Genomic DNA, 23,014 nt, shown 5'->3' with positions numbered 1-23,014 from the left:
TGGTGGTCGTGGCGCGGTCGACCGCCGTGGATGCTGCCTCGTGCGTCCCGCTCACGGGGTCACCTCCAGGAAGGGGTCGTCCTTGGTCGTGCCGGACGCGGCGATGAGGTCCTGCTTGCGGGGCTTCGTGCGGCCGCCGCCCTTGCCTCCCGGCCCGCGCCCGCGGCGTCGGGCCGCCGTCTGCGTGCCGAACCCGCGGCCGTAGTACCGCTCGATGTAGTGCTGGCCGACCATGAGGACGCTCGTGATGAGCAGGTACCAGATCGCCGCGACCATGAGCAGCGGGATCGGCAGGAAGATCCGGTTGCCGATGGCGTTGGTCGAGTACTGGAGGTCGAGCGTGAACGGCACCGCGAGCACGAGGGACGTCGTCTTGAGCAGGGAGATCGTCTCGTTGCCCGTCGGGGGCACGATGACGCGCATCGCCTGCGGCAGCACGATGCGCCGCAGGATCTTGCCGTCCTTCATGCCGAGGGCCTTGGCCGCCTCGGTCTGCCCCGGGTCGACGGACCCGAGACCCGCACGCACGATCTCCGCGAGGTACGCGGCCTCGTTGAGCGAGAGCCCGATGAGCGCGCACACGAACGCCGTGAACAGGTCCGCCGTGCGGAACTCGAAGAACTCGGGGCCGAACGGGATGCCGAGGCTCAGGCGGGGGTAGAGCACCGACACGAGACCCCAGAACACGAGCTGGGTGTAGATCGGGGTGCCGCGGAAGAACCAGATGTAGCCCCAGCTCACCGACTTCATGACGGGGTTGTCCGACCGTCGCATGATCGCGAGCAGCACGGCGAGCACGATCGCGATCGCCATCGAGCAGAACGTGAGCACGAGCGTCCAGCCCACACCGCGCACGACCGTCACGTCGCGGAAGTAGAGCCAGACGACGTCCCACCGGAACTTCTCGTTCGTCAGCAGGGCGTTGGCGGCCATCGCGGCGAGGACCAGCAGCACGACGGCAGAGATCCACCTGCCGGGCCGCGGGACGGGTCGGGCGTGGATGCGGTCGGGGACCGGGTCGTCTCCCGGTGCGCCGGCGGCGTCGCCGCCGGGTGTCCTACCGGTCATGGTGCACCTCGGGGTGTCGGGGCTCGGGGCACGAGCCGGGCCGCGCGGACGGCATCGTCCGCGCAGGCGTCCAGTGTGCCGGTCGCGGGCGCCGCACGGGCGCCCGCGACACGGCGGAGACTGGGCTGGGGATGAGCTGAGAGCAGCGCGGGGGCGTCAGCCGACGGACGGGTTGATCTCCGCGGTGTCGAGCGCGGCGTCGCCGCTGCCCCACGCGCCGAGGATCTCGACGAGCTGGCCGCTGTCCATGAGCGACTGGAGCGCCGCCTGGATCGCGGCGGCGAGCTCGGTGTCGTCCTTCGCGACGACGACGCCCTGGGGCGCGCTGTCGAACACGTCGCCGAGCTGCTCGAGCTGGCCCCCGGTCTGCTCGACCGCGTAGCCGATCACCGGCGAGTCCGCGTAGAGCACCTGCGCCTTGCCGCCCGCGACGTTCGTCGTGGCGTCGGACTGCGACTCGTACTGGAGGATGTCGATCTTCTCCTCGCCCGCGTCGGTGCACGCCTGGCTCTGCACCGCGATGTCCTCGTCCTGGATGGTGCCGGTCTGGACGGCGACGGTCAGCCCGCACAGACTCGCCGGGTCGACGTCGTCCGGGTTGCCCGCCGCGACCGCGTACGCGGAGCCCGCGTTGAGGAAGGAGATCATGTTGGCCTCCTTCATGCGCTCCTCCGTGATCGTGAAGGAGGAGATGCCGGCGTCGTACTTGGTGCCGAGCGCGGGGATGATCGCCGGGAAGTCGGCCGACTGGACCTCGACGTCGAGGCCGAGCGTCGCGCCGACCGCCTTGATGACGTCGATGTCGAAGCCGATCGGGGTCGTGCCGTCCGCGTCGATGAACTCGGCGGGCGCGTACTCCGTGTTCGAGGCGACGACGAGCGTCCCCGCGGACGCGACGTCCTCGGGCAGCAGCGCGGCGGCCGCGTCGTCGACCTCGATCGTCGAGGGGTCGAACGACGGCGCGGACGACGTCTCGTCGGATCCCCCGGTGCTGTCGTCCGTCCCGGTCTGGGAGGCGTCGGTGCACGCGGTGAGCAGGAGGGCGCTCGTCGCGGTGAGCGCGACGAGGCCGAGGGGAAGCTTGCGCAGGGTCGTACGCATGGTGTTCTCCGATCGGGTGGGGGCCGGGCAGGGGCAGCGTAGACACCGATCGTCTCCGTCGTGTTACGTCAGCACCCGGCCCGGAGGCCGAGGAACGTACGGGGAACAGAGGACCCGGCGGTGCGCAGCACCTGCGCAAGAGTCTGAGGCCGCAGCGCCCCACTCACCAAACCGGCAGGTACATCGACGCCGAACCGTGACGAACCACCCCGTCGAACACGACATGAGGGTCGCTATCCGCCGGATAACGACCCTCATGTCGTGTTCGACGGCGATGGGGGCGGGCGGTGACTCAGGGGGTCAGCTCGTCAGGAGGCGCTCGACGTAGCCGCCGAGGAAGCGGCCGTCGGGGTCGTACCGCTGCACGAGCTCCCCGAAGTCGTCGAAGCGCGGGTAGAGCGTCGCGACCGAGCCGGGGTCGTGGACGAGCGCGTGCGAGAGCTTGCCCCAGTGCGGGCGCGCGCCCAGCGGGAGCAGCGCGGCCTCCACGTCGGGCAGGACGCGCGCGACGTCGTCGGCCAGGGGCTTCCACGTGAGGTGCACGCCGACCGCCGGGCCGTCGAACGGGCTGAGCCACAGCGGTTCCGCATCGGCCGCGACGGTGCGGACCTCCCCCACCTGGAGCAGCGGGGTCACGCGCGGGCCGAGGTCGCGCATCGCCGCGAACGCCTCCTGCGCCCGGGCTCGCGGCACGAGGTACTCCGACTGGAGCTCCGCGCCGTTGCTGGGCGTGAAGTCGAGCCGGAAGTGCGGCAGCCGCTCGTTCCACGGGCCGGGCTCGCCGAGCTGGCGCGTGCAGTGCACGGGGTCGACGCCGGGCAGGGGGTGCAGCATCGTCGTCGCTGGCGTCGCCCCGAAGAGGTCCGCCCGGGTCACGCCCCGCTCCCCCGGCGCGAGGCGGGACTTGCGCCAGACCTGCTGGACGCCGTCGGGCCCCCAGTCCGTGAAGAGGCTCACCGAGTACGCCGACGCCGTGAGCTCGTCGTAGTGCGCCGTCACCGCGTCCCACGGCAGCCCGACGTGCACGTCCTGGCGCACGTCGAACGTCGGGACGGTCTCGAGCTCGACCCGGGTCACCACGCCCAGCGCTCCGAGCGCGACGACCGCGCCAGGGAGGTCCGCGTCGCCGCGTCGCAGCGTCCGGCGCTCGCCGTCGCCCGTGACCAGCTCGAGCCCGACGACGGCGCTCGCGAGCGAGCCCACCTCGTCGCCCGAGCCGTGGGTCGCCGTCGCGACGGACCCCGCGACGGAGATGTGCGGGAGCGACGCGAGGTTCGCGAGCGCGCGGCCCGCGGCCTGCACGTGCCGCGTCACGTCGCCGTACCGCAGCCCCGCCGCGACCGACGCCACGCCCGTGGCCGGGTCGATCACGACGGGCGGGCGGCCGTCGTCGTACCGGTCGAGGACGACGTGCGTCCCGGGCGTGTCCGCGACGTCCCCGAACGAGTGCCGCGACCCGAGCGCCTTGACGCGCCGCGAACGCCGCACGACGTCGACCAGCGCCTCCGGCCTCTCGGGGTGCACGACCTCCGCCGAGGAGTAGGTGAGATTGCCGGCCCAGTTGGCCGGTCGGGGTACGTCGGGCGTCGTCGTCACGCCTCCCACCCTGCCACCTCCCTCCCGGCCGAACACGATCTGAGGGACGTTCTGGCGCCCAGAACGACCTCAAGGTCGTGTTCGACGACGGGCAAGGTCGTGCTGGGTGAGCCGGGCGGTGGGGTTGTCCCCACCCCAGGTCGGGGGCGGCCCGGGCTCTGGGGAGCGGGACGAACCGGTGGGATCGAGACATGACGACCAGCGCACACTCGCGGACCGCGACGCCGCGGCTCCGACCCCTCTCCCCCACCCCGATCCCCGGCGGCCCCGAGCGGCCCCTCCGCGGCGGGCTCGTCGCGTTCTGGGCGCTCGCGTTCGGGCTGTCCTGGGCGTCGTGGGGTGCCGCGTGGCTGCTCGGCGGCGACCTCGCCGAGCCCGTCGTGTTCGCGCTCTTCGCGCTCGGCGGCTTCGGCCCGACGCTGGCCGCGCTCGTGCTGCGCGCGGCGGGGCGCCGCAGCCCGCGGACGGCGCTCTGGGGCGCGGCCGGGCGATGGCTCCCGGCCGCGGTCGGGATCGGCGCCGCGCCGGCGGTCCTGACCGCGCTCGTCGTCCCGTTCCTCGGCGGCCCGACGGCCGACCTGTCCGCTGGGGCGGCGGCCGTCGCCGGGTCGGGCGGTCCGCTCCTGTTCGCGCTCGTCTCGCTGTGCGCGGGGCCGCTGTCGGAGGAGTTCGGGTGGCGCGGCTACGCGCAGCCGCGCCTGCGACGTCGGCTCTCGCCGCTCGCGACGTCGGTCGTGCTCGGCGCTGTGTGGGCGGTCTGGCACGTGCCGCTGTTCGCGCTCACCGGGACGTGGCAGTCGTCCCTCGGTCTCGTGAGCGTCGAGGCGCTGCTGTTCCTGCTCGCGATGATCCCGCTCTCGAGCGCGTACTGGCTGGTCAGCGAGCGCCTGCGGGGTGGCGTGCCGGCTGCGGTGACGCTGCACCTGGTCGGCAACGCCGCCCTGACCTTCCTCGCGGTGACGTCGCCGCCCGCGATGGCGGTGTACGTCGGGGTGATCGTGCTGACGTCGGTGCTGATCCACCTCGTCACCCGCCCCGGCGCACCCCGTCCTTGAGGCGGGGCGAGGTCAGGGCGTCACGAGCTCCACGGGGTGCTCGGCCAGGACCTCGCCCGTCTCGGCGTCGAGCACGACGACGGTCGACGGCGGCAGCGCGGACAGGTCCGGCGCCGTCCAGCCCTCGACGCCGGTGCACATGCGGCGGTCGAACGACTCCAGGACGGTACCGGTCGTCGTCTCGACGGTGACCGTGGCCGGGTGGTCGAGCACCTGACGGGGCCACTTCTCGACGTCGAGCCAGCCCCCGGCGTCGCTCGCCGGCGTGCTGTTCCACCACCCCTCGAGCCCGCCGAGCTCGGCCGGCTCGCCGTCGTCGCCCCGGACGTGGATCGGGGTTCCCGCGGAGCCGGCGAAGCCGCTGCACGCCTGCACCCCGTTCGTCTCGACGGGCGGCGGTGCCGAGGTCTCGCCGGCGAGCGCCGGGTCGTCCCCCGGCGCCTCCGCGGCCGGTGCACCGCCGCCCGCGTCGCTCGGCTCGGTCCCCGCCGCGCGGCCGGTCAGCGCCGCGGCGATCCCGACCCCGAGGACGGCGACGGCGAGCACTCCCCCCACGAGCACGGCCCGCGTGCGCGGAGCGCGCCCTGACCCGCCGTCGTCCACCGGACCCTCGACGGGCATCCCGTCCCTGGGCGTGGCGTCCTGCATCGTCGTCCCCCTGTCCCCGGACCCGCCGCTCTGCGGGTGTGTCCGCACCCTACCGGCGCGGTCGGGCGGTGTCGGCGGCCCGGGTCCAGTGCGCGGAGACGGCGGCCACCTGCTCGTCGAACGCCGCCGCCTCCGCGGGCGTGGGCGCGCGGCGCCACTGCGGCTCGACGACGACCTCGCGCGTCCCGACGACCCAGCGCCACCGCCCGACGACGACGCCGTCGACCGCGACGGCGTGGATGAACGACCCGAGCCGGTCGCCGAGGTCGACGCCGTCGGCCACGACGACCGCGCGCGTCTCGCCGTAGGACGTGAAGAGCTCGTCGTAGCTCTGCAGCAGGTCGACGACCGGTCGGTCCGGGTCGCCGTCGGGCGCGAGGGCGCCGACGAACGGCCCGGGCTCGAGGACCCGTTCACCCGGGTCCGCGAGCCGCCAGAGCGTCAGGCCCTCGAACGTGCCCGCTCCGGGCACCGCCACGACCTCCTCCCCGAGCAGCGCGAGCGCGTGCCGCACGTCGGTGAGCGTGAAGCCCGACCACTGCGCGACGTCCTTGACCGTCGCGTACGCGCGGCCCGCGAGGTAGCGGCGCAACAGCTCCACGAGCGCGGCGTCCCGGTCGAACCGCTCGCCGAGCGGCCCGTAGCCCGTCGGGACGCGGTCGTCGAACGCCGCGTACGTCTGCTGCTTCCCGTCGAGGGGCCCGCTGATCACGTGCCGGTCGAGCTCGGCGCGCATGAGCACGTAGCCGAGCGCGATGCCCTCGAGCGGGCGACCGTGCGCGGCGAGCATGCCCGCGAGCTCGCGGCGTGTGCGCGGCCGCTCCTGCACGGCCGCGAGGACGAGGTCGGTCTCCGCGGCGTGCCCCTCCGTCCCCACCTGCCGGTACAGCGTCCGGTTGGCCCGGTGCACCCTGGGCGCGCTCAGCTCGAGGAGCCACCGCGCGTCGTCGGGCCGGACGAGGTGCCACGTGGGGCGCAGCACGTGCGTGCGCAGCACCTCCCCGCGGTCGCACGCCGCGACCGCCCCTGCCGCGCCGGGCCGCGCGTCGGGCCGCAGCCGCCGCGTGAGCCCCCACAGCGCGGGGTGGAACTCCTGGCCCTGCACCGCGACGAGGCGCCCGACGGCGGTCGGCACGTCGGGCAGGTCGGGCGAGCGCAGGCGGTGCGCGGCGAGGCGCGCCGCGAGCACGTGGCGCTCGTCGACGGTCCGCTCGCTCACCGCGTCTTCCCCGCCCGGGCTCCGGTCACGACGCCACCAGGTCCTCGGCGACGACGTCGGTCCCCGTCACCGTGACGCGCACCCCGCCGTCGACGACGGACACGGCGTCGAGCGCGACGCCGTCGGGCAGGTCGAGCGGGACCCGCAGGTCGGACAGCGCACGGGAGATCCCGGACGGGAGGTCGTCGACCGACACCGTCCCGAGGCCCGTGCGGACCGCGACGACGTCGACGGCGAGCTCGGCCGGCCCGGAGACGCGCGGCGTGACGTCGACCGTGATCGTGGCGCCGAGCAGGTCGAAGGCCAGCGACAGGACGTCGTCGGAGGCGGTGATCCCCACGTCCAGGCCCGTCTGCTCCGCGACGATCTGCTGGAGCGACTCGGCCGCGATGACCCCCGACGCGGTCCCGGACGCGATGCGGTACGGCTCCGACGTGCTCACGCCGTCGGCCTCGACCTGGAGGTCGGAGATCGCGTAGCCGCCGAAGGACGCGGAGTCCGCCGAGCCGGTGACGTGCGTCAGCTCGCCGCGCACGAGCTGCGTGAGGAACGGGAACCCCGTGATGTCGAGCTGCGCCCCGGAGACGTCGTCGGCCTGCTGCTCGAACGCCGTCACCGCGCCGCGCTCCGCGGCACCGACCGCGACCCGGTCCGCCACGACGGCGACCGCCACGATCACCACGAGCGTCACGAGCAGGCCCACCAGTCGCTTCATGCGCCCACCCTAGGTGCGCCGACCACGACCGTGCTGGCATTCTGACGCTCGCGGCGACGGCAACCCCGTGCTCGACGCGAGTGTCGTCGTGCTCGACCCGGACGTAGATTGCCCCGCATGACCTCATCCCGGCACCCCTACCGCATCGGCGTCCAGCTCCAGCCGCAGCACGCCGACTACGCCCAGGTCCGCGACGCCGTGCTGCGCGCGGAGGACCTCGGCGTCGACGTGATCTTCAACTGGGACCACTTCTTCCCGCTCACGGGCGACCCCGACGGCAAGCACTTCGAGTGCTGGACCATGCTCGGCGCGTGGGCCGAGCAGACGGAGCGAGTCCAGATCGGCGCCCTCGTCACCTGCAACAGCTACCGCAACCCCGACCTCCTGGCCGACATGGCACGCACGGTCGACCACATCAGCGGCGGGCGCCTGATCCTCGGCATCGGGGCGGGCTGGTTCGAGAAGGACTACGACCGGTTCGGCTACGAGTTCGGCACCGCGGGCGGGCGCATCGCGGACCTCGCCGAGGCGCTGCCGCGCATCAAGGCCCGCTGGGCGGCGTCGAACCCCGGGCCGACGCGCGACATCCCCGTGCTCGTCGGTGGCGGCGGCGAGCGCAAGACCCTGCGCGTCGTGGCCGAGCACGCGGACGTGTGGCACTCGTTCGGCGACGCGGAGACGCTCGCGCGCAAGAGCGCGATCCTCGACGAGCACGGCGAGGCCGTCGGCCGCGACACCGCCGCGCTCGTCGAGCGCTCGGTCGGCGTGTCGCGGCCGCCGTCGGAGTCCGCGGACGCGCTCGTCGCCGCGGGCGCGACGCTGTTCACCGTCGGCACCGGCGGGCCGGACTACGACCTCTCGCTCGTGCGGGAGTGGGTCGCCTGGCGCGACGCGCAGGGCTGACCACGCGCCGAGCACGACCCTGCTGCCGTTCTGAGACTCGTGGCGACAGCACGGTCGTGCTCGACGGGGCGTGTCGTCGTTCTCGACGGTGCGTCCGTCGTCAGGACAGCGCCCGCGCGAGGTTCGACAGCGTCGCGTGGACCTCGGAGCGCAGACCGTCGTCGGCGACCACGACCGCCGTGCCGATGCCGACCACGACGAGCAGGAGCCCTGCCCGCCACCACCAGGGCGACCGCACGATCAGTACGCCAGCGTCCGCCACGGCGACGACTCGGTGTCGAGCAGTCGGCGCACCGCGCGCTTGAAGTCGGGCAGGTCCTGGTCGAGCGGGGTGCGGTTGCCCGCCGACCAGAACGCGCGTCCGGCGAGGAACCCGTCGCCGAACTGCTCCCACGACGCGTACGCGGGGCGCGACATCACGACGGCCTCCTCGATCGCCGCCCACGCCCGCTCCGGCGTGACGAACCCGGCGTCGACCGCCAGGCGGCTGACGTGCACGACCCGCGCCGCGTCCCACGCCGCGATCGACGGCGGCAGCGGGTCCGCGAGCTCGCCGTGCCCGCCCACCTGCGCCGACGCGCTCCAGCCCTGGTAGAAGGCGACCGCGCGCTCCGGGTCGAGACCCCGCGCCGTCGCCTCCTGCCGCGCCTGGGCGGCGTGCTGCTCGGCCGCGCCCTTCGCGTCCCGGCGGCTCAGCCGGCCCGAGTACAGCTCCTCGACCTTGGGCATCGCGATCGCGTAGTAGCCGCGGTGGCCCTGGGTGAGCAGGAACTCGTACGTGCGCTCGACGTCGTCCGCGCCCCGCACGTCCCACCCGGCCGCGAGCGGCTTCGCCGCCGTGCGGGCGTCCGCCTCCACGGTCAGCGCGTTGATGGGCAGCACGCCCTCGACGGCGTAGACCGCGCCCAGCGCGAGGCCCCGCTGCTGCGCGGGCGTGAGCGCGGGCGCGCCCTCCTTCGCGTACAGGTCCGCGGTCCCCGAGAACATGTCCTTGAGCTTGTCGAACAGGCCCACCGTCGCTCCTTCGTGTCCCCGCGCCACAGGCACGGTCCGTCACACCGCGATCTCGCGGCCTTTCGGAGAGCCTGACGACGCGACGGGTCCAAGGGCACGCATCCCGAACGATCCCGAACGCCCGGACCCCTCACGTGACGCCGGGATCCCTCGGGACGTGGTCCGGCGCGCTCCTGGAGTCCGCCAACAGACGTTCCAGGTCACGCTCGTAGGCCGACAGGAGCGCCCAGGGGACGAGCAGGCTGCGCCGCACCTGACACCGCCCGTCACCGGACTCCACCCAGAGGATCACTGCCGGAAGGGTCGCGAACCTCGCCCACTCGGGCCGCCGATCACCCGCGCGGACCTCCGCCCGTCGGATCCCCTCGACGGGAATTCTCAGCCTTCTCCTCAAGCCACCTGACACCTCGACAGCGCTCCCCGCGCGCGAGACGCACGAACGTCCTGCGACGGCGAGCCAGAGGATGCTTCGGGCGATCCCACAGATCACGAGGAAGGCGGCGCAGACGATCAGCGCCGTGCGCGGGTCGGGATCGTCCGACGGCATGAGCAGGGATCCGGCGACGGCGGTCAGCGCAAGCGTCACGTACGGGATCGCCGCACGCAACGCAAAGGTCCGCCTCGACCGGATCACAGGCCACGCCTCCGCGCGTACTCAGCGACGGTCGTCCCGATGTTCCACTCGTCACCGTTCTCGGCCTGCTCGACGGTCCGCCAGACGACGACGTCAGGATGGGCTGTGGCCAGGTCGAACGGCGGCATGCGTACGGGTCTTCCGCGCAGGCCTACGGAGAACAGCAGGCGCCTGGCATCGCCGGCCGTGGCGGTGAAGACGACGGCGGCCGAGGGAGTGAGCTCGACCCTGCGCAGGGCATCCCGGACGAGCGACGGGGTGCAGGCATAGGTGTGGCGCATCTCGAGTTCGCGCTCCTCCCGACGAGGCGACGAGTATGGCACCCCCGGGATCTCGCCACGTCGGGCGCCGGTGGGTGGCCGTCGCTAGCCTGGCGCGGTGTCCCTCGACCCGCCGCCGTCTCCCGTGGGAGCCGGGACGGTGGACGAGCTCGCGGTACGGCTGCGCGCGCTCCGGACCTGGGCCGGCGACCCCTCGTACACCGAGATCGCGCGGCGCGTCTGCGCGCTCCGCACCACCCGGGGCGTCCCCGCCGCGGAGGCACGCCCCGGCCGTGTGACGGTCTACGACGTGTTCCGCGCCGGCCGCTCACGGCTCGACGTCGAGCTGCTCGCCGACGTCGCGCACGTCCTCGGAGACCGGCACGCCGCGGCCTGGCGTGCCGCGTACCGGACGGCGGCTGCTCCCGCGCCCGTGACGATCCCCATTCCCGGCTCGGCACCGACGGTCCGGCTGGGACCGGTCGCGCCCGACGAGCCCCTCGTCGGGCGGGCCGACGAGGTCGCGCGGCTCACCGCGGCGCTCGGGGCCGGGCAGCCCGGCCAGATCCCCGGCGACCACCTGCGCGTCGTGACCGTCACCGGTCTTCCCGGGACGGGGACGACGAGCGTCGCGCTCGCCGTCGCACGCGAGGTGCCGGCCGACGTGGTCGCGGTCGTCGAGCTCCGCGGGGAGGAAGGCGGGCCGCCCCAGGCCGACGTCGTGCTCGACGCGCTGCTCCAGGCGCTCGGCGCGCCGCCGCCCGACGCCCAGGCACACGACCTCCCCGCCCTCGCCGCGGGCCTCGCGACCGTGCTCGACGGGCGTCACGCGACGGTCGTCCTGGACGGCGCGACCGACGCCACCCCGGTCACCGACATCGTCGCGCGCCTGCCCGGCACCGCTCGCGTCGTGGTCGCGGCGCACCGCGTCCTCGGGATCCCCGGCGAGCTGGCCACGATCCTCGAACCGCTCGCTGCGAACGACGCCCTTGCGCTGCTCGCGGCCCGAGTCGGGGGGGACCGCACCGCCGCGGAGCCGGACGACGCCGCCCGTCTCGTCCGCGCGTGCGGAGGACTTCCCGCGGCGCTGACGCGGGTCGCCGACGATGTCCGAGCGCGACCGGGCTGGTCGCTCGCAGACCACGCACGCCGGGTCGAAGGGCTCCCCGCACCGGACCTCCACCCCGCGCTCGCCGCGGTGCACCGCCGTCTTCCCGCCGACCACGGCCGAGCCCTGCGTCTGCTCGCTCTCGTCCCGGTGCCGCTCGACGCCTCCCTGGTCGCCGTGCTCCTCGGCGTCTCGACGAGCGAGAGCGACGACACGCTCGCCGCCCTGGGGCGCGAGCTCCTCGTCGCGACCGGGCCGGGACGGGAGGTCGTCGTGCCCGACGCCGTGCGCGCCCTCGCCGCCGACCTCGCCCGCACGGACGACCCGTTCTCAGCGCGTGCCGCTGCCGTCGAGCGGCTCACCGCGCGGCTGCTCGACGACGCCCGGCCGGCCGTGCGCGCGACGTCGCCCCACCACGACCTGGCCGGGCCCGGCGGTGGTGCGCCCACGAGAACGACGGACGGCGCGCTCGGATGGCTCGACGCCCACCGCGACCTGCTCGTCGCGACGTCGGCGCTCGCCGCGGAGCACGAGCTCGCCGACTTCGTGACCGACCTCTCCGCCCTGCTCGCGCCGTACCTCGACTCGGCGGGGCGCTGGGACGACGCGGTCGCGGTGCACACGGCGGCGGTCGAGCACGGGAGGGCGTCCGGGCGGTCCCAGGCCGGGCGCGACCTCGGTCGCGCGCTCGAACGGCTCGGCCGGTACGACGAGGCGCTCGCCCAGCTCGTCCGCTCGCTCGAGCGCGGCGACGACCCGCGCCCCGGCCAGACGCTCAACCGCGTCGGCAACGTGTACAAACGGCTCGGGCGCTTCGACGAGGCCGAGGCCGCGTACCGTGACGCCGCCGCCGGGGCGCGGACCGCGGGCGACCCCGTCAGCGAGGGCCGCGCCGTCGGGAACCTCGCGGACGTGCACCGCATCCTCGGGCGTGGTGACGACGCGCGCGCCGGCTACGACCGGGCGCTCGCGCTGTCACGTCGCGTGGGCGACGCGCTCAACGTCGCCATCGTGTCGAGCAACGCCGCGATCCTCTCCGAGGCGGTGGGCAGCCTCGACCGCGCGCTCGCGCTGCACCGCGACGCCCTCGCGAGCGCCACGTCCCTGGGCGACGCGGGGCTCGCGACGCGGGCACGGGTGCACGTGGGTCGGCTCCTCGTGCGCTCCGGCGAGACCGGGGCCGGCGTCGCGGAGCTGCGCGTGGCGGTGGAGGCCGCCGTCGCGCTCGGGGACCCGGACGCCGAGGCCGAGGCCGGCAGCGCGCTCGCGACCGCGCTGCTCGCCGCAGGCTCCGTCGCCGAGGCGGTGAGCGTGGGCGAGGCGGCGGTCGACCGGGCGCGCCGCGTGCGCGCACGGCTCGTCGAGACGGAGGCGCTCAACGCGCTCGGGGAGGCCGTGCTCGCCGCGGGCGACGCCCCCCGCGCGGCGGACCTGCACGACGCGGCCCGCGCGCTCGCCGTCGAGCTCGACGACGCTGCCGAGGAATCCCGTGCGCTGCGCGGTCTCTCAGCCGCAGGGCACCCGGTCGGCGTCGGTGACGGTGACGGCGAGGCGCGCGTCAGCGCCTGAGACCGTCCGCCGTCTCAGCATCCGATCGCGTACGGCGTCCGGGAACATGCGGCACCCCGCGCGGGGTTGCCCCTGTCATGGCCTCCACTCCCCCCGCGACGCCGGCGCCGACCGCGCCCGTCGCTGCCCTGCCGGGCGCCGGCTCCACGAGCCCCGCCGCTCCCGCCCGACCCGGGCGCATCAGCGCGGGCCTCGTCCTGCTGCTCTCCGCACTCACCGCGATCGGTCCGTTGACGATCGACCTGTATCTCTCCGCCTTCCCGCGCATCGTCGACGAGCTCGGCACCACCGAGTCCCGCGTCCAGCTCACGCTCACCGCGACGCTCGCCGGGCTCGCGATCGGCCAGCTCCTCATCGGCTCGGTCTCCGACGCGATCGGCCGCCGCGCTCCCCTGCTCGTGTCGCTCGCGGTGTACGTCGCCGCGTCCGCCGGCATCGTGTTCGCCGGGTCGGTCGCCGCGCTCACCGGCCTGCGGTTCGTCCAGGGGCTCTCCGCGGCCGCCGGGATGGTGCTCTCCATGGCGATCGTGCGCGACTCGTTCGAGGGCTACCAGATCGGCAAGGTCATCGCGCGCCTCATGCTCGTCGTGGGCGTCGCGCCGATCCTCGCCCCGACCATCGGCGCCCAGTTCCTCCGCCTCGGGTCGTGGCGCGGCATGTTCGTCGCGCTCGCCGTGGTCGGCGCGGTGCTGTTCGTGCTCGTGCTGCTCCGCCTGCGCGAGACCCTGCCGGTCGAGCGCCGGCGTTCCGGCGGGACCGTCGCCGCCCTGCGCTCCTACGGCTCGCTGCTGGGCGACTGGTCGTTCATCGGGCTCGCGCTCATCGCGGGCTTCTACATGGCCGCGATGTTCACCTACATCTCCGCGTCGACGTTCGTCTTCCAGGACTTCTTCGGCATGTCCGCCCAGCAGTACGCGATCGTGTTCGGCGTCGGCGCGGTGTCCGTCACGGCGGGCAGCCAGATCAACGGCGCGCTCGTGGGCCGCGTGGCGCCCGAGCGGATCCTCCAGGGCGCGGTGGCCGCCGGGTTCGTGCTCTCCGGCGGTCTGCTCGTCGCGGCGCTCGCTGGTGGTGGGCTGGCGTGGCTCGTGCCGCTCATCGTCCTCACGCTCGGCACCGCGGGCTTCGTCATGCCCTCCGTCCCGGCCATCGCGCTGGAGCGCAACGCGCACCGCGCCGGGAGTGCGGCGGCGCTCATCGGGGCCTTCCAGTTCGGCGTCGGCGCGGTCGTCGCGCCGGTGACCGGCCTGCTCGGCGGGTCGCCGCCCGTGACGATGGCCGCCGTGATGTTCGGCGTCGTCGTGATCGCCGGCGTGGTCCTCCTGGGCCTGCGCCACACGTTCGGCGCGCCCGTCCCCGACGACGCCGCCGACGCCCTCACCGCGCGCGACGCTGCGGAGGTCGGCAGCGCGACCGCCGTCGACGTCCCCGACGACGCCGCCGCGCTCGCCGAGGCGACGGTGCTCGCCGACCGCGGCGCCTGACCGGCCGGAACAGGCGCCGCGACCACGCCCCCGCTCGCGGTCGAGCACGACATGGGGGTCGTTATCCGCCGGATAACGACCCCCATGTCGTGCTCGGCGCGGAGAATGGGCGGGTGACGTTCGACGACCCCGAGTACCCGCTCGGCGTACGCGCCGCGCCGACGCTCGCGGCGCTCGACGACCACCTCGTCGCGTGCCGCGCGTGCCCGCGGCTCGTCGCGTGGCGCGAGCACGTCGCCGAGGTCAAGCGCGCGTCGTTCCGCGACGACGACTACTGGGCCCGCCCCGTGCCCGGGTTCGGCGACGAGCGCGCGGGGATCCTCGTCGTCGGGCTCGCGCCCGCGGCGCACGGGGCCAACCGCACCGGCCGCATGTTCACGGGCGACCGCAGCGGCGACTTCCTCTTCGAGTCCATGCACCGCACGGGCCTGGCCAACCAGGCGACGTCCGTGTCCGCGGACGACGGGCTGCGCCTCACCGGGATCCGCGTCACCGCCCCGGTGCGGTGCGCCCCGCCCGACAACAAGCCCACGCCCGACGAGCGCCGCCGGTGCGGGCCGTACCTCGCGCGCGAGGTCGAGCTGCTCGGGGAGACCGTGCGCGTCGCCGTCGTGCTCGGCGGATTCGGGTGGCAGGCACTCCTGTCCACGCTCGCCGAGCAGGGCTGGGACGTGCCCCGGCCACGACCGCGGTTCGCGCACGGCGCGGAGGTGACGCTGCGCCGTCGGGCACCCGCCGCCGGGGCGGACGTCGCGGCGGTTCGCCCCGAGGGCGAGGTGCCCGACGGCGGGCAGCCGCTCCCCGAGCAGACCCTCACCCTCCTGGGGTGCTTCCACGTGAGCCAGCAGAACACCTTCACGGGGCGTCTCACGCCCCAGATGCTCGACGACGTGCTGCTCCGCGCGCGCGACCTCGCCGGCCTGAGCGCCCTGGACTGAGCACCCGCGCGCCGAGAGGTACGCTCCGGGCCGAGGGGCGGCACCCGGAGGTGCAGCGCCCGGCCAGGGGTGCAGCGCTCGGCCTGACCTGCGTCTGCGGGGCGTCTACCGGGTCGCGGTCGTCGGGGACTGACGCCGCGGGGCGTCCGCCCAGCGGAGGCGTTCGGCGACGCGCGGCAGGGTGCGGCCGACGAGCCGGAGCTGCTCGCGGCGCGCGATGACTTCCATGCGCCGCAGCTCGCGCTCGAGCGGGGACGATGCTGCTGACATTGCTGCTCTCCTTCGACGGCGCCGGGACGCCCCGGCCGGACCGGGTGCCCACCCGGCGATGACCCTCGACGACCGCGAACCTCGGTCGCCGCTCCTGCCCCCGTACCAGAGAGACCGAGGAGGCGCCGTCTTGTGACATCGTGACCCGGTCGGGATCGCGGGCGACGATCGCACGACCGGTCACCTCGCCTCCGGTGGGCGCCGACGACGGGACGTCCCGTCAGTCGGCAGGGAGAGCCGACTCCTCGTACTGCTCGACGAACTCGCCCGTCGGCGGGATGGGGGTGATGACGTCGATGAGGACGCCGTTCGGGTCGGCGGTGATGAAGTGCCGCTGGCCGAACGCCTCGTCGCGCAGCGAGCGCAGGATCGGCAGGCCCGCCGCCACGAGGCGGTCGTGCACGGCGTCGACGTCCTCGACCTCGAGGTTGAGCAGGAGCCCGCTCGCCCTCCCCCGTCCGCTCTCGGGGATCGTCTCGTGGTCGCCGTCCAGCACGGCGAGGTTCACGGCCTCGTCGTGCGCGGACTGGAGGTGCACGTACCAGTCGCTCGTGAAGAGCGGCCGGAGGTCGAGGTGCTCGACGTAGAACGCCGCGGTCGCCGCGACGTCGCCGGTCATGATCACCGGGTACCAGCTCGTGATGCGCACGTCCTTCTCCTTGGGGTTCCGAAAAACAAACAGTCTGTCTGTATCTAAGAATGACCTACAGTCTGTCGGTATGCAAGAGACCCGTCGCACCAACGCCGAGCGCACCCTTGCCACCAGGACCGCGCTCGTCACCGCGGCGCGCGAGCTCTTCGTCGACCCCGGGTACGCTGCGGCCTCGACGCCGCAGATCGCCGCAGCCGCGCACGTCACGCGCGGCGCGCTCTACCACCACTACACGGACAAGCGGGACCTGTTCCGGGCGGTCGTCGAGGCCGAGGCGGAGGCCGTCGCGCGCGAGATCGAGGCGCGGACCGCTCCTCTCGGCAGCGTCCACGAAGCCGCAGCCGCGAGCGCCACCCGGACGGCACCCCGTGCGAGCGACGCACCCCCCGCCCCCCGACCGCGGCACGCACCCGACGCGCCCGACGCGCCCGACGCCCGCGGGATGCTCGTCGAGGGCGCGCGTGCCTACCTCGACGCGATGGCGGTCCCGGGCCGGACGCGCCTGCTGCTCGTCGACGCCCCGGCCGTGCTCGGCGCCGCCGAGGCCGACGCCCTCGACGCCCGCCACGCCCGTCGCACGCTGCGTGCCGGCCTCGCCGCGGCGATCGACACGACGCCCGACGACGCCGCACCTGGCGAGACCGCAGCTGACGACGTCGCGCACGACGACCGCCTCGACGCGCTGACGCTCCTGCTCTCCGCGGCCTTCGACCGCGCGGCGCTCGCGCTCGACGGCGGTGCGCCGCCGGGCCCCGTGCGCGCGGCGGTCACCGAGCTCGTGGACCGGGTGTGCGCGCCGCGAACCACTCGATGACGCCCGCCCGCGTGCGCTCGTGCCGCTCGACGGCGAGCCCGGCGTCGAGCACCCCGCGCAGCGGGCGGCGGCGGAAGTGCTCCCCGGCGAGCGGGACGCTCACGGCGTCGGCGACCGCCTGGACCGCGCGGAGCGGCCACGACGTCGACTCGACGTGGTCGGCGAGGACGAGCAGGCCGCCGGGCCGCAGCACGCGGAGCATCTCCGCGAGCGCGGCACGGTGGTCGGGGATCGCGCACAGCGAGAAGGTGCAGACCACGGTCTCGTAGGCGTCGTCGGGGAGGTCGAGCCGCTGCGCGTCCCCGAGCCGGAGGTCGACGTCGATCCCCTGCTCCGCCGCCCGCCGTCGCGCGACCGCGAGCATCCCCGGGCTCCACTCGACGCCCGTCAGACGGCCGTCCAGCACCCGCGCCGGGTAGTACGCGAGGTTGAGACCCGTGCCGATCGCTACCTCCAGCGTCTCGCCCGTCGCGAGCCCGCACGCCCGGCGGCGGACGTCCGGGAAGAAGCGCCGCTCGGCCACGGCCATGCCGCGGTCGTAGGCGCCCGCCTCCCGGTCCCAGCGCCGCCGCAGCCGGGCGTCGCGCGGGCTCGCCGCGCCGTCGTGCCGGGCCGGTCCTGACATCCGCACCACTCCTCGCCGCCGGTAGGCGGCCCGCTGCACCCGGTCACCTCGACCGGTCGGTCATCGAAACGCCCGGCGGCGTCCTCCGCTCGGCGTCTCCGGCGTGTGCCGCCGGACGGTGGCACACGCCGGGCGTCTCCCGGCCGACGCCCCTGGGCAGCACCGCCGTCCTCACGCTCGCACGGTGAGCGTGCTCCCGCCTCCGGGCACGCGCCGCACCTCGATGCGTTCCGCGATGGACTGCTTGAGCGCCTCCACGTGCGACACGACGCCGACGACGCGCCCACCCGCCCGGAGCCGACCGAGAGCCGCGAGCACGGCCTCGAGCGTCTCGGGGTCCAGGCTGCCGAAGCCCTCGTCGACGAAGAGCGTCCCCAGCTCGACCCCGCCCGCCTCCGCGGTGACGACGTCCGCGAGCCCGAGGGCCAGGCACAGGGACACGTAGAACGTCTCGCCGCCGGACAGCGTGCGCGGGTCGCGCTCGCGCTCGGTGACGTGGTCGAGGACCTTCATCGCGAGGCCACGCTTGTGCGCACGCACGTCCTCGCGCGTCGCGCTGCGCACGAGCTCGTACCGGCCCGACGACATCTCGGCGAGGCGCTCGTTCGCGGCGGCGACGACGTCCTCGAACCGCTGGACGAGGACGAACGTCGCGAGCGTGAGCGCGTGGGCGTTGTCGCCGGAGCCGGACGCCAGCGCGGCCATGCGCACGACCGGCCCGGCCGCGTCGCGAGCCCGGGCCCAGTCGTCCGCCGCCGCCCCGATCCCCTCCGCGGCGGCGCACGCGGACTGCGCCTGGCGGGCCACGAGCTCGTGCCGGCGGCCCGCCGCCCGGGCCGTCGCCTCGGCCTCTGCGACCGCAGTCCGTGCCGCCGGGACGTCGGGCCGCGCATCCTCGGGAAGGTTCGCGAGGGCGGGGTCGGCGAGCCCGGCGGTGGTGGCGGCACGCGCCGCCTCGTGCTCGGCGACGCGACGCGCGAGCGCCCGACGGTCCGGCTCGTCGAGGACGGCGGCGAGCGCGTCGGCGGCGTCCACGAAGCCCGACCGGTCGACGAGCGCGCCGAGCTCGGCCGCGCGCTCGGCGGCTGCCCTCCCCGCGGTCGCGACCGCGGCGCCCGCGTCGGCGAGCGCGTCGATCGTGCGGAGCCGGTCGTCGAGCGCTGCGGCGAGGACGGCGACCGGGTTCCGGGTCCCGCCCTCGTCGGCGAGGGCGTCGGGCAGGTCGGCCAGCTCCACCAGCGGTCCGGCCGCGGCGACCTCGGCACGGATCTCGGCCCGGTCGGCGTCGAGCGTCGTCGCGAGCTCCTCGACGCGGGCCGACGTGCCGGCGATCGTCTCCGCCAGCGCGGCGGCCCGCTCCTGGAGGGCGAGCGTGGCGGCGTCGAGGGCGTCGAGCTCGCGCTCGGCGTCCGCACGCTCGTGCGCCGCCGCCCGCGCGTCCGCGACGAGCGCGTCGACCTCCGCGACCCGCTCCGCCGCCTCGTGCGGCGTCAGGCCCTCGGCGTCCCGACGGCGCGCGGCCAGCCGCTCCAGGAGGACCTCGACCCGTGCGGAGGCGTCGTGGAGCACCCGCTCCGCCTCGGCCCGGCCGCGCTCGGCCTCCTCGACGTCCTGCGCCGTGGGGTGGTCGTCCGCGAGCGGTGCCGGTGCCGGGTGGTCCGTGCCGCCGCACACCGGGCACGGGAACTCCTCGACGAGACCGGCAGCGAGCTCGCCCGCGAGGCCGGCGATGCGGGCCGCCCGGAGCCTCGCCTCCTGCTCCACCGCGGCGCGCGCGGCCGTCGCGGCCTCCGTGCACGCGGAACGGGCCACCACCTCCTCCGCGGCGAGCGTCGCGGCCTGCCGTGCCGCCTCCTCGACCGCGCGCGCACGCAACGCCCGCTCCTGGCGGCCCCCGAGGGTCCCGGCCGTCTCCGCGAGCGACGCCAGCCGCAGGCGCAGCTCCTCACGGCGCGCCGGGCGCGCGGCGAGCTCGTCGAGGACGCGCGCCCGTTCCTCGGTCGCCTGCGCGACGTCCTTGCGGCCGTCGGCGACCGCACGGTCACGGCTCGGGAGCGAGGCACCGACGGGGAGCAGGCGGGTCACGCGCACCCCGGCCGTCGCGACGTCGGCGCGCAGCGCCTCGAGCGTGGTCGGGTCGGCGTCGGCGAGGGGCGCGGGCGCTCCCGTCCGGGCGAGCGCGAGCCGGTCCTGCGCGGCGGCGAGGAGCTGCTCCGCGCGGACGAGACCCTGTGCCGCAGGGGCGACGACGGCGGCCCGGGTCGCGGCGTCGACGCGCCGGCGGTCGTCGGCGACCCGGTGCTCCTCCTCCGCGAGACGCGCCGCCTCGGCGCGCAGCCGTGCCCGGCGGTCCACGGCGTCCGCGACCGCCCGCTCCTCGTCGAGGCGGTCGCGCGCCGCGACGAGTGCCGCGTTGGCCGCGACCTCGCGCTCGGCCAGCACCTCCGCCTCAGCCTCCAGCCCCGCGACGTGTGCGAGGGCGAGCGCGTGCACGCCCGCGGCAGGGGCGGCTGTCTCCTCGATCACCGCTGCGGGCGCGGCGGGCTCCAACCCCGTGACCCGTCCGTCCTCGAGCGCCGTCGGGGACGCCTGCGCGGTGTCCGCGATGTCGCGGCCCGTCGGCCTCTCCCCCTCCGCCACACCCCGAGCGACGTCCGCCTCGGCTCGGGCGACGTCGGCCTCGTCGGCCCGCCGCAGCCGTGCGTCGTCCTGTGCGGCGGTGCGCAGTCGCCGGGCGTCGTCGGGCACGAGCCCCGCCGCCCCGGTGAACCGCTCGACCGCGGCGCGCACCCCCTGCCGCGCACCGTCCGACCGTGCCCGCGCCGCGCGCGCGAGCTCGGCGAGCCGCGCCGCCGCGCGGTGGTAGAGCTCGGTACCGAAGACCCTCTGGAGCAGCACGGCCCGGTCCTCGGGCTTCGCGCGCAGGAACGTCGCGAACTCGCCCTGCGGCAGCACGACGGTCTGCACGAGCTGGCGACGGTCGAGCCCGACGATCCTGCGGATCTCCTCCCCGGCCTCGTCGAGCCGCGCCGAGAGCAGCTCGCCGGGCGGGCCGTCACCCCCCGCGAGGGCCTCCGCGGACGGCACGTCCGTCAGGCGCCAGAGCCGCACCGAGGCCTGCTGGGTCGTCGTGCCCGTGCCGCGCTTCTTGGGCCGGAGGTACTCGGGCGTCCGGCGCACGCGGTACACGCCCGACGGGACCTCCAGCACGAGGTCCACGAACGACTCGACCTCGGGTGCCGCGAACGCCGAGCGGAGTCGGTCGTCGCTCGCGGCCTCGGAGGCGACCTTGCCGTACAGCGCGAAGACGATCGCGTCGATGACCGTCGACTTGCCCGCGCCCGTGGGCCCGTCGAGCAGGAAGATCCCGGACGCACCGAGGGACGCGAGGTCGACGCGATGGAGGCCCGCGAACGGTCCGATCGCCTGGAAGGTCAGCGAGTGCAGGTGCATCAGGCGCTCCGCTCCTCCGCGAGCGCGAGCTCGAACGCCTCGCGGAGCACGGCGACCTCCGCGTCGCTCGGCGCGTGGCCCGCCACGTGCTCGACGAAGTCCCGCGCGACGTCGAGCGGGTCGTGCCCCGGCCCGACGGCGGTCACGACCTCCCGTTCGGCGACGCGCGGCGGGCGGTGGGTCACCTGGAGCGCGTGCGGGAAGCGGGCCCGGACGCGCGCGTAGAGCTCCGTGGGTCGCACGGGGTCCGTCACGACCACCCGCAGCCAGTCGTCGACGTGCGGCTCGCCGACCGTCCCGAGCAGGTCGTCGAGCGTCCCCGTGACCTCCGCGAGGCGGCGCGGCACCGGTGCGGGGACGAGCTCGACGGCCGCGTCCGGATCCCCGCCGGCGCCCAGCCGGTCCAGGTCGACGAGCGCCGTGGACTTGCGCTGGTGCAGCTCCGAGAAGGAGAACGCGAGCGGTGATCCCGAGTAGCGCGCGACCGTCGCCGACCCGCCGCCGTGACCTGCGGTTCCACGTGAAACGTCGGGCACGGCGACACGCTGCGGCCCGTGCAGGTGCCCGAGCGCGACGTAGTCGATCCCCCAGCCCCCGAACGTCGCCGCGGGCACGGCGTCGACCCCACCCACGCGGATGTCCCGCTCCGACTCCGACGCGAGCCCGCCGACCACGAACGCGTGGCCGACGACGACGGCCCGTGCTGCCGGGTCCTGCGCACGGCGACGCGCGAGGTCGGCCCCGACGCGCCGCATCGCTGCTCCCATGACCGCCTCGTGCGACCGGGCGAGCGGCGCCCGCGCACCGTCGGCGCGCGGGGCCGAGACCTGGTCCGCGCCCGCGGACCCGGCGTCGTCGGCCAGCGCGTGGCGCGCCGTGTCCGGGTCGAGGTACGGAAGGGCGTAGACGAGCAGCGGAGCGTCGCCCGTCCCGCTCCCGCGGCGCGGCGCGAGGACGACGGGCGCCCCGACGTCGGACAGCCGTGCGCGCAGGTGCACGCCCGGACGCATCACCCGGTCTCCGAACCCGAGCCGGACCGCGGAGTCGTGGTTGCCCGGCGTGACGACGACGTGCGCGTGCTCCGCGAGCCGCGTGACCGCGTCCGAGAGGAGCGACACCGCGTCGACCGGCGGGATGGCGCGGTCGTAGACGTCGCCCGCGACGACGACGGCGTCGATGCCCTCCGTGCGGGTCAGCTCGACGAGGTGGTCGAGGTGCGCGGCCTGGTGCTCGAGCAGGTCGACCCCGTGCAGCGTCCGCCCGAGGTGCCAGTCGGACGTGTGCAGGATGCGCATGACCGCACCGTACCGGCCGGGTCCCACAGCATCCGGGACCCGGGCGGTCGGCCGCGGGCCGGCGTCAGACCGCGCCGACGACCTCGATGGGGCCTGTCGTCGCGCCGCTGCGCTCGACCGGGATGCGACCGCCCATGCCGATCATCTCGAGCAGCTCCACGATGCTCGTCGACGGGTCACGGAGGACCACGTCACGGCCGTCCTCCTCACCGAGCATGTAGAGCTGGATGATGAACGCGATGCCCGACGAGTCGATGAAGGTCACGTCGGCGACGTCGACCACCACGCGCCCGCGCGTGTCCAGCACGTAGGACATCGCCTCGCTCGCGCGGTCGCGCAGCGCCGCGTCGATCTCTCCCCACATCGTCACGACCACGCCGCCGTCCGCCGGGGCGTAGACGATCCCGCTCGTCCGGTCGATCGCGCTGCCAGTGTCCACGGTTCCCGCTCACCGTCTCTCTCGAGTCGTCCTGCGTGCTGTCGGCCGCCCCTCCGGACAACGTCCGGCGGTGACGGCCTGTTCCCCGCGCGCCCCCGCGAGGCTCCGTACGGTCGCGCGCGCCGCCGTCGGGCGACGGGTCGCGCCGGGCGAC

General features: G+C 75.3%; 22 protein-coding genes. 6 read left to right on the top strand and 16 right to left on the bottom strand.

Annotated features, from left to right (window positions below; translation table 11 throughout):
- Positions 1-51: 51 nt before the first annotated feature.
- The 3 genes from CCE02nite_RS01275 to CCE02nite_RS01265 form a co-directional block, all read right to left on the bottom strand.
- Positions 52-1,068 carry an amino acid ABC transporter permease gene (locus CCE02nite_RS01275; RefSeq protein ID WP_141387413.1) on the bottom strand — a complete coding sequence of 339 codons (1,017 nt, stop codon included), beginning with the start codon at positions 1,066-1,068 and terminating at the stop codon, positions 52-54.
- Between the two features lie 156 nt (positions 1,069-1,224).
- Positions 1,225-2,169: an ABC transporter substrate-binding protein gene (locus tag CCE02nite_RS01270; RefSeq protein WP_141387411.1), complete on the bottom strand. Its 945-nt coding sequence runs from the start codon at positions 2,167-2,169 to the stop codon at positions 1,225-1,227.
- A gap of 300 nt (positions 2,170-2,469) precedes the next feature.
- A complete protein-coding gene (locus CCE02nite_RS01265; RefSeq protein WP_141387409.1) occupies positions 2,470-3,765 on the bottom strand; it encodes an FAD-binding protein in 1,296 nt (431 codons plus the stop codon).
- A 191-nt stretch (positions 3,766-3,956) separates the two neighbouring features.
- Between CCE02nite_RS01265 and CCE02nite_RS01260 the strand changes: the two genes are divergently transcribed.
- Positions 3,957-4,820 (top strand): CPBP family intramembrane glutamic endopeptidase, encoded by an 864-nt coding sequence (locus CCE02nite_RS01260; RefSeq protein WP_141387407.1) that lies wholly within the window; start codon positions 3,957-3,959, stop codon positions 4,818-4,820.
- Positions 4,821-4,832: 12 nt separating this feature from the next.
- On the opposite strand, the gene CCE02nite_RS01255 is transcribed toward CCE02nite_RS01260, so the two are convergent.
- The 3 genes from CCE02nite_RS01255 to CCE02nite_RS01245 all read right to left on the bottom strand — a co-directional run bounded on the left by CCE02nite_RS01255 (position 4,833) and on the right by CCE02nite_RS01245 (position 7,402).
- Positions 4,833-5,441, bottom strand: a complete 609-nt coding sequence (locus CCE02nite_RS01255) for a hypothetical protein (RefSeq protein WP_170227171.1) — start codon at positions 5,439-5,441, stop codon at positions 4,833-4,835.
- A 76-nt stretch (positions 5,442-5,517) separates the two neighbouring features.
- Positions 5,518-6,687: a DNA glycosylase AlkZ-like family protein gene (locus CCE02nite_RS01250; protein ID WP_141387403.1), complete on the bottom strand. Its 1,170-nt coding sequence runs from the start codon at positions 6,685-6,687 to the stop codon at positions 5,518-5,520.
- Positions 6,688-6,712: 25 nt separating this feature from the next.
- On the bottom strand, positions 6,713-7,402 hold the full coding sequence (locus CCE02nite_RS01245; RefSeq protein WP_141387401.1) for an LmeA family phospholipid-binding protein: 690 nt from the start codon (positions 7,400-7,402) through the stop codon (positions 6,713-6,715).
- A gap of 117 nt (positions 7,403-7,519) precedes the next feature.
- Here CCE02nite_RS01245 and CCE02nite_RS01240 point away from each other — a divergent pair, with 117 nt between their 5' ends.
- Positions 7,520-8,305, top strand: a complete 786-nt coding sequence (locus CCE02nite_RS01240; RefSeq protein ID WP_141387399.1) for an LLM class F420-dependent oxidoreductase — start codon at positions 7,520-7,522, stop codon at positions 8,303-8,305.
- A gap of 100 nt (positions 8,306-8,405) precedes the next feature.
- On the opposite strand, the gene CCE02nite_RS20330 is transcribed toward CCE02nite_RS01240, so the two are convergent.
- The 4 genes from CCE02nite_RS20330 to CCE02nite_RS01225 all read right to left on the bottom strand — a co-directional run bounded on the left by CCE02nite_RS20330 (position 8,406) and on the right by CCE02nite_RS01225 (position 10,234).
- Positions 8,406-8,543: a hypothetical protein gene (locus tag CCE02nite_RS20330; protein ID WP_170227170.1), complete on the bottom strand. Its 138-nt coding sequence runs from the start codon at positions 8,541-8,543 to the stop codon at positions 8,406-8,408.
- 2 nt (positions 8,544-8,545) lie between these two features.
- On the bottom strand, positions 8,546-9,319 hold the full coding sequence (locus CCE02nite_RS01235) for a DUF1266 domain-containing protein (RefSeq protein ID WP_141387397.1): 774 nt from the start codon (positions 9,317-9,319) through the stop codon (positions 8,546-8,548).
- A gap of 130 nt (positions 9,320-9,449) precedes the next feature.
- Positions 9,450-9,905: a hypothetical protein gene (locus tag CCE02nite_RS01230; protein WP_170227169.1), complete on the bottom strand. Its 456-nt coding sequence runs from the start codon at positions 9,903-9,905 to the stop codon at positions 9,450-9,452.
- A gap of 44 nt (positions 9,906-9,949) precedes the next feature.
- The gene (locus tag CCE02nite_RS01225) at positions 9,950-10,234 is read right to left on the bottom strand and encodes a hypothetical protein (RefSeq protein ID WP_141387393.1); all 285 of its coding nucleotides are present in this window, start codon (positions 10,232-10,234) and stop codon (positions 9,950-9,952) included.
- Between the two features lie 97 nt (positions 10,235-10,331).
- Between CCE02nite_RS01225 and CCE02nite_RS01220 the strand changes: the two genes are divergently transcribed.
- The 3 genes from CCE02nite_RS01220 to CCE02nite_RS01210 all read left to right on the top strand — a co-directional run bounded on the left by CCE02nite_RS01220 (position 10,332) and on the right by CCE02nite_RS01210 (position 15,312).
- Positions 10,332-12,890, top strand: a complete 2,559-nt coding sequence (locus tag CCE02nite_RS01220; protein ID WP_141387391.1) for a tetratricopeptide repeat protein — start codon at positions 10,332-10,334, stop codon at positions 12,888-12,890.
- A gap of 77 nt (positions 12,891-12,967) precedes the next feature.
- A complete protein-coding gene (locus CCE02nite_RS01215; protein ID WP_141387389.1) occupies positions 12,968-14,374 on the top strand; it encodes a multidrug effflux MFS transporter in 1,407 nt (468 codons plus the stop codon).
- Positions 14,375-14,487: 113 nt separating this feature from the next.
- On the top strand, positions 14,488-15,312 hold the full coding sequence (locus CCE02nite_RS01210) for a uracil-DNA glycosylase (protein ID WP_141387387.1): 825 nt from the start codon (positions 14,488-14,490) through the stop codon (positions 15,310-15,312).
- Positions 15,313-15,417: 105 nt separating this feature from the next.
- Here CCE02nite_RS01210 and CCE02nite_RS20325 read toward each other — a convergent pair whose 3' ends face one another.
- The gene (locus CCE02nite_RS20325) at positions 15,418-15,582 is read right to left on the bottom strand and encodes a hypothetical protein (RefSeq protein ID WP_170227168.1); all 165 of its coding nucleotides are present in this window, start codon (positions 15,580-15,582) and stop codon (positions 15,418-15,420) included.
- A 220-nt stretch (positions 15,583-15,802) separates the two neighbouring features.
- The gene (locus CCE02nite_RS01205; protein ID WP_141387385.1) at positions 15,803-16,231 is read right to left on the bottom strand and encodes a VOC family protein; all 429 of its coding nucleotides are present in this window, start codon (positions 16,229-16,231) and stop codon (positions 15,803-15,805) included.
- A gap of 70 nt (positions 16,232-16,301) precedes the next feature.
- On the opposite strand from CCE02nite_RS01205, the gene CCE02nite_RS01200 reads away from it, so the two are divergent.
- Entirely contained in the window at positions 16,302-17,048 is a 747-nt protein-coding gene (locus tag CCE02nite_RS01200; protein ID WP_141387383.1) for a helix-turn-helix domain-containing protein, read from the top strand.
- Here CCE02nite_RS01200 and CCE02nite_RS01195 read toward each other — a convergent pair.
- The 4 genes from CCE02nite_RS01195 to CCE02nite_RS01180 all read right to left on the bottom strand — a co-directional run bounded on the left by CCE02nite_RS01195 (position 17,002) and on the right by CCE02nite_RS01180 (position 22,860).
- The gene (locus CCE02nite_RS01195; protein WP_141387381.1) at positions 17,002-17,673 is read right to left on the bottom strand and encodes a class I SAM-dependent methyltransferase; all 672 of its coding nucleotides are present in this window, start codon (positions 17,671-17,673) and stop codon (positions 17,002-17,004) included. The two genes, CCE02nite_RS01200 and CCE02nite_RS01195, sit on opposite strands and share 47 nt — an antisense overlap.
- A 171-nt stretch (positions 17,674-17,844) precedes the next feature.
- The gene (locus tag CCE02nite_RS01190; protein ID WP_141387378.1) at positions 17,845-21,126 is read right to left on the bottom strand and encodes an AAA family ATPase; all 3,282 of its coding nucleotides are present in this window, start codon (positions 21,124-21,126) and stop codon (positions 17,845-17,847) included.
- A complete protein-coding gene (locus tag CCE02nite_RS01185; protein ID WP_141387376.1) occupies positions 21,126-22,421 on the bottom strand; it encodes an exonuclease SbcCD subunit D in 1,296 nt (431 codons plus the stop codon). The genes CCE02nite_RS01190 and CCE02nite_RS01185 overlap by 1 nt, the downstream gene beginning before the upstream one ends.
- A gap of 64 nt (positions 22,422-22,485) precedes the next feature.
- Positions 22,486-22,860 carry an STAS domain-containing protein gene (locus tag CCE02nite_RS01180; RefSeq protein ID WP_231581660.1) on the bottom strand — a complete coding sequence of 125 codons (375 nt, stop codon included), beginning with the start codon at positions 22,858-22,860 and terminating at the stop codon, positions 22,486-22,488.
- Positions 22,861-23,014: the final 154 nt, after the last annotated feature.

Source organism: Cellulosimicrobium cellulans (genome assembly GCF_006539945.1).
In the GTDB taxonomy this organism is placed as follows: Bacteria; Actinomycetota; Actinomycetes; order Actinomycetales; family Cellulomonadaceae; genus Cellulosimicrobium; species Cellulosimicrobium cellulans.
Note: the sequence above shows the minus strand (reverse complement) of the source record. Positions and strands in the feature narration are given on the sequence as shown.

Bases quoted from the DNA above. Each gene is read 5' to 3' on its own strand.
- CCE02nite_RS01185 (WP_141387376.1), bottom strand. From the start codon at position 22,421: ATGCGCATCCTGCACACGTCCGACTGGCACCTCGGGCGGACGCTGCAC.
- CCE02nite_RS01270 (WP_141387411.1), bottom strand. From the start codon at position 2,169: ATGCGTACGACCCTGCGCAAGCTTCCCCTCGGCCTCGTCGCGCTCACC.
- CCE02nite_RS01215 (WP_141387389.1), top strand. From the start codon at position 12,968: ATGGCCTCCACTCCCCCCGCGACGCCGGCGCCGACCGCGCCCGTCGCT.
- CCE02nite_RS01240 (WP_141387399.1), top strand. From the start codon at position 7,520: ATGACCTCATCCCGGCACCCCTACCGCATCGGCGTCCAGCTCCAGCCG.
- CCE02nite_RS01190 (WP_141387378.1), bottom strand. From the start codon at position 21,126: ATGCACCTGCACTCGCTGACCTTCCAGGCGATCGGACCGTTCGCGGGC.
- CCE02nite_RS20325 (WP_170227168.1), bottom strand. From the start codon at position 15,582: ATGTCAGCAGCATCGTCCCCGCTCGAGCGCGAGCTGCGGCGCATGGAA.
- CCE02nite_RS01225 (WP_141387393.1), bottom strand. From the start codon at position 10,234: ATGCGCCACACCTATGCCTGCACCCCGTCGCTCGTCCGGGATGCCCTG.
- CCE02nite_RS01195 (WP_141387381.1), bottom strand. From the start codon at position 17,673: ATGTCAGGACCGGCCCGGCACGACGGCGCGGCGAGCCCGCGCGACGCC.
- CCE02nite_RS01200 (WP_141387383.1), top strand. From the start codon at position 16,302: ATGCAAGAGACCCGTCGCACCAACGCCGAGCGCACCCTTGCCACCAGG.
- CCE02nite_RS01245 (WP_141387401.1), bottom strand. From the start codon at position 7,402: ATGAAGCGACTGGTGGGCCTGCTCGTGACGCTCGTGGTGATCGTGGCG.
- CCE02nite_RS01275 (WP_141387413.1), bottom strand. From the start codon at position 1,068: ATGACCGGTAGGACACCCGGCGGCGACGCCGCCGGCGCACCGGGAGAC.
- CCE02nite_RS01260 (WP_141387407.1), top strand. From the start codon at position 3,957: ATGACGACCAGCGCACACTCGCGGACCGCGACGCCGCGGCTCCGACCC.
- CCE02nite_RS01255 (WP_170227171.1), bottom strand. From the start codon at position 5,441: ATGCCCGTCGAGGGTCCGGTGGACGACGGCGGGTCAGGGCGCGCTCCG.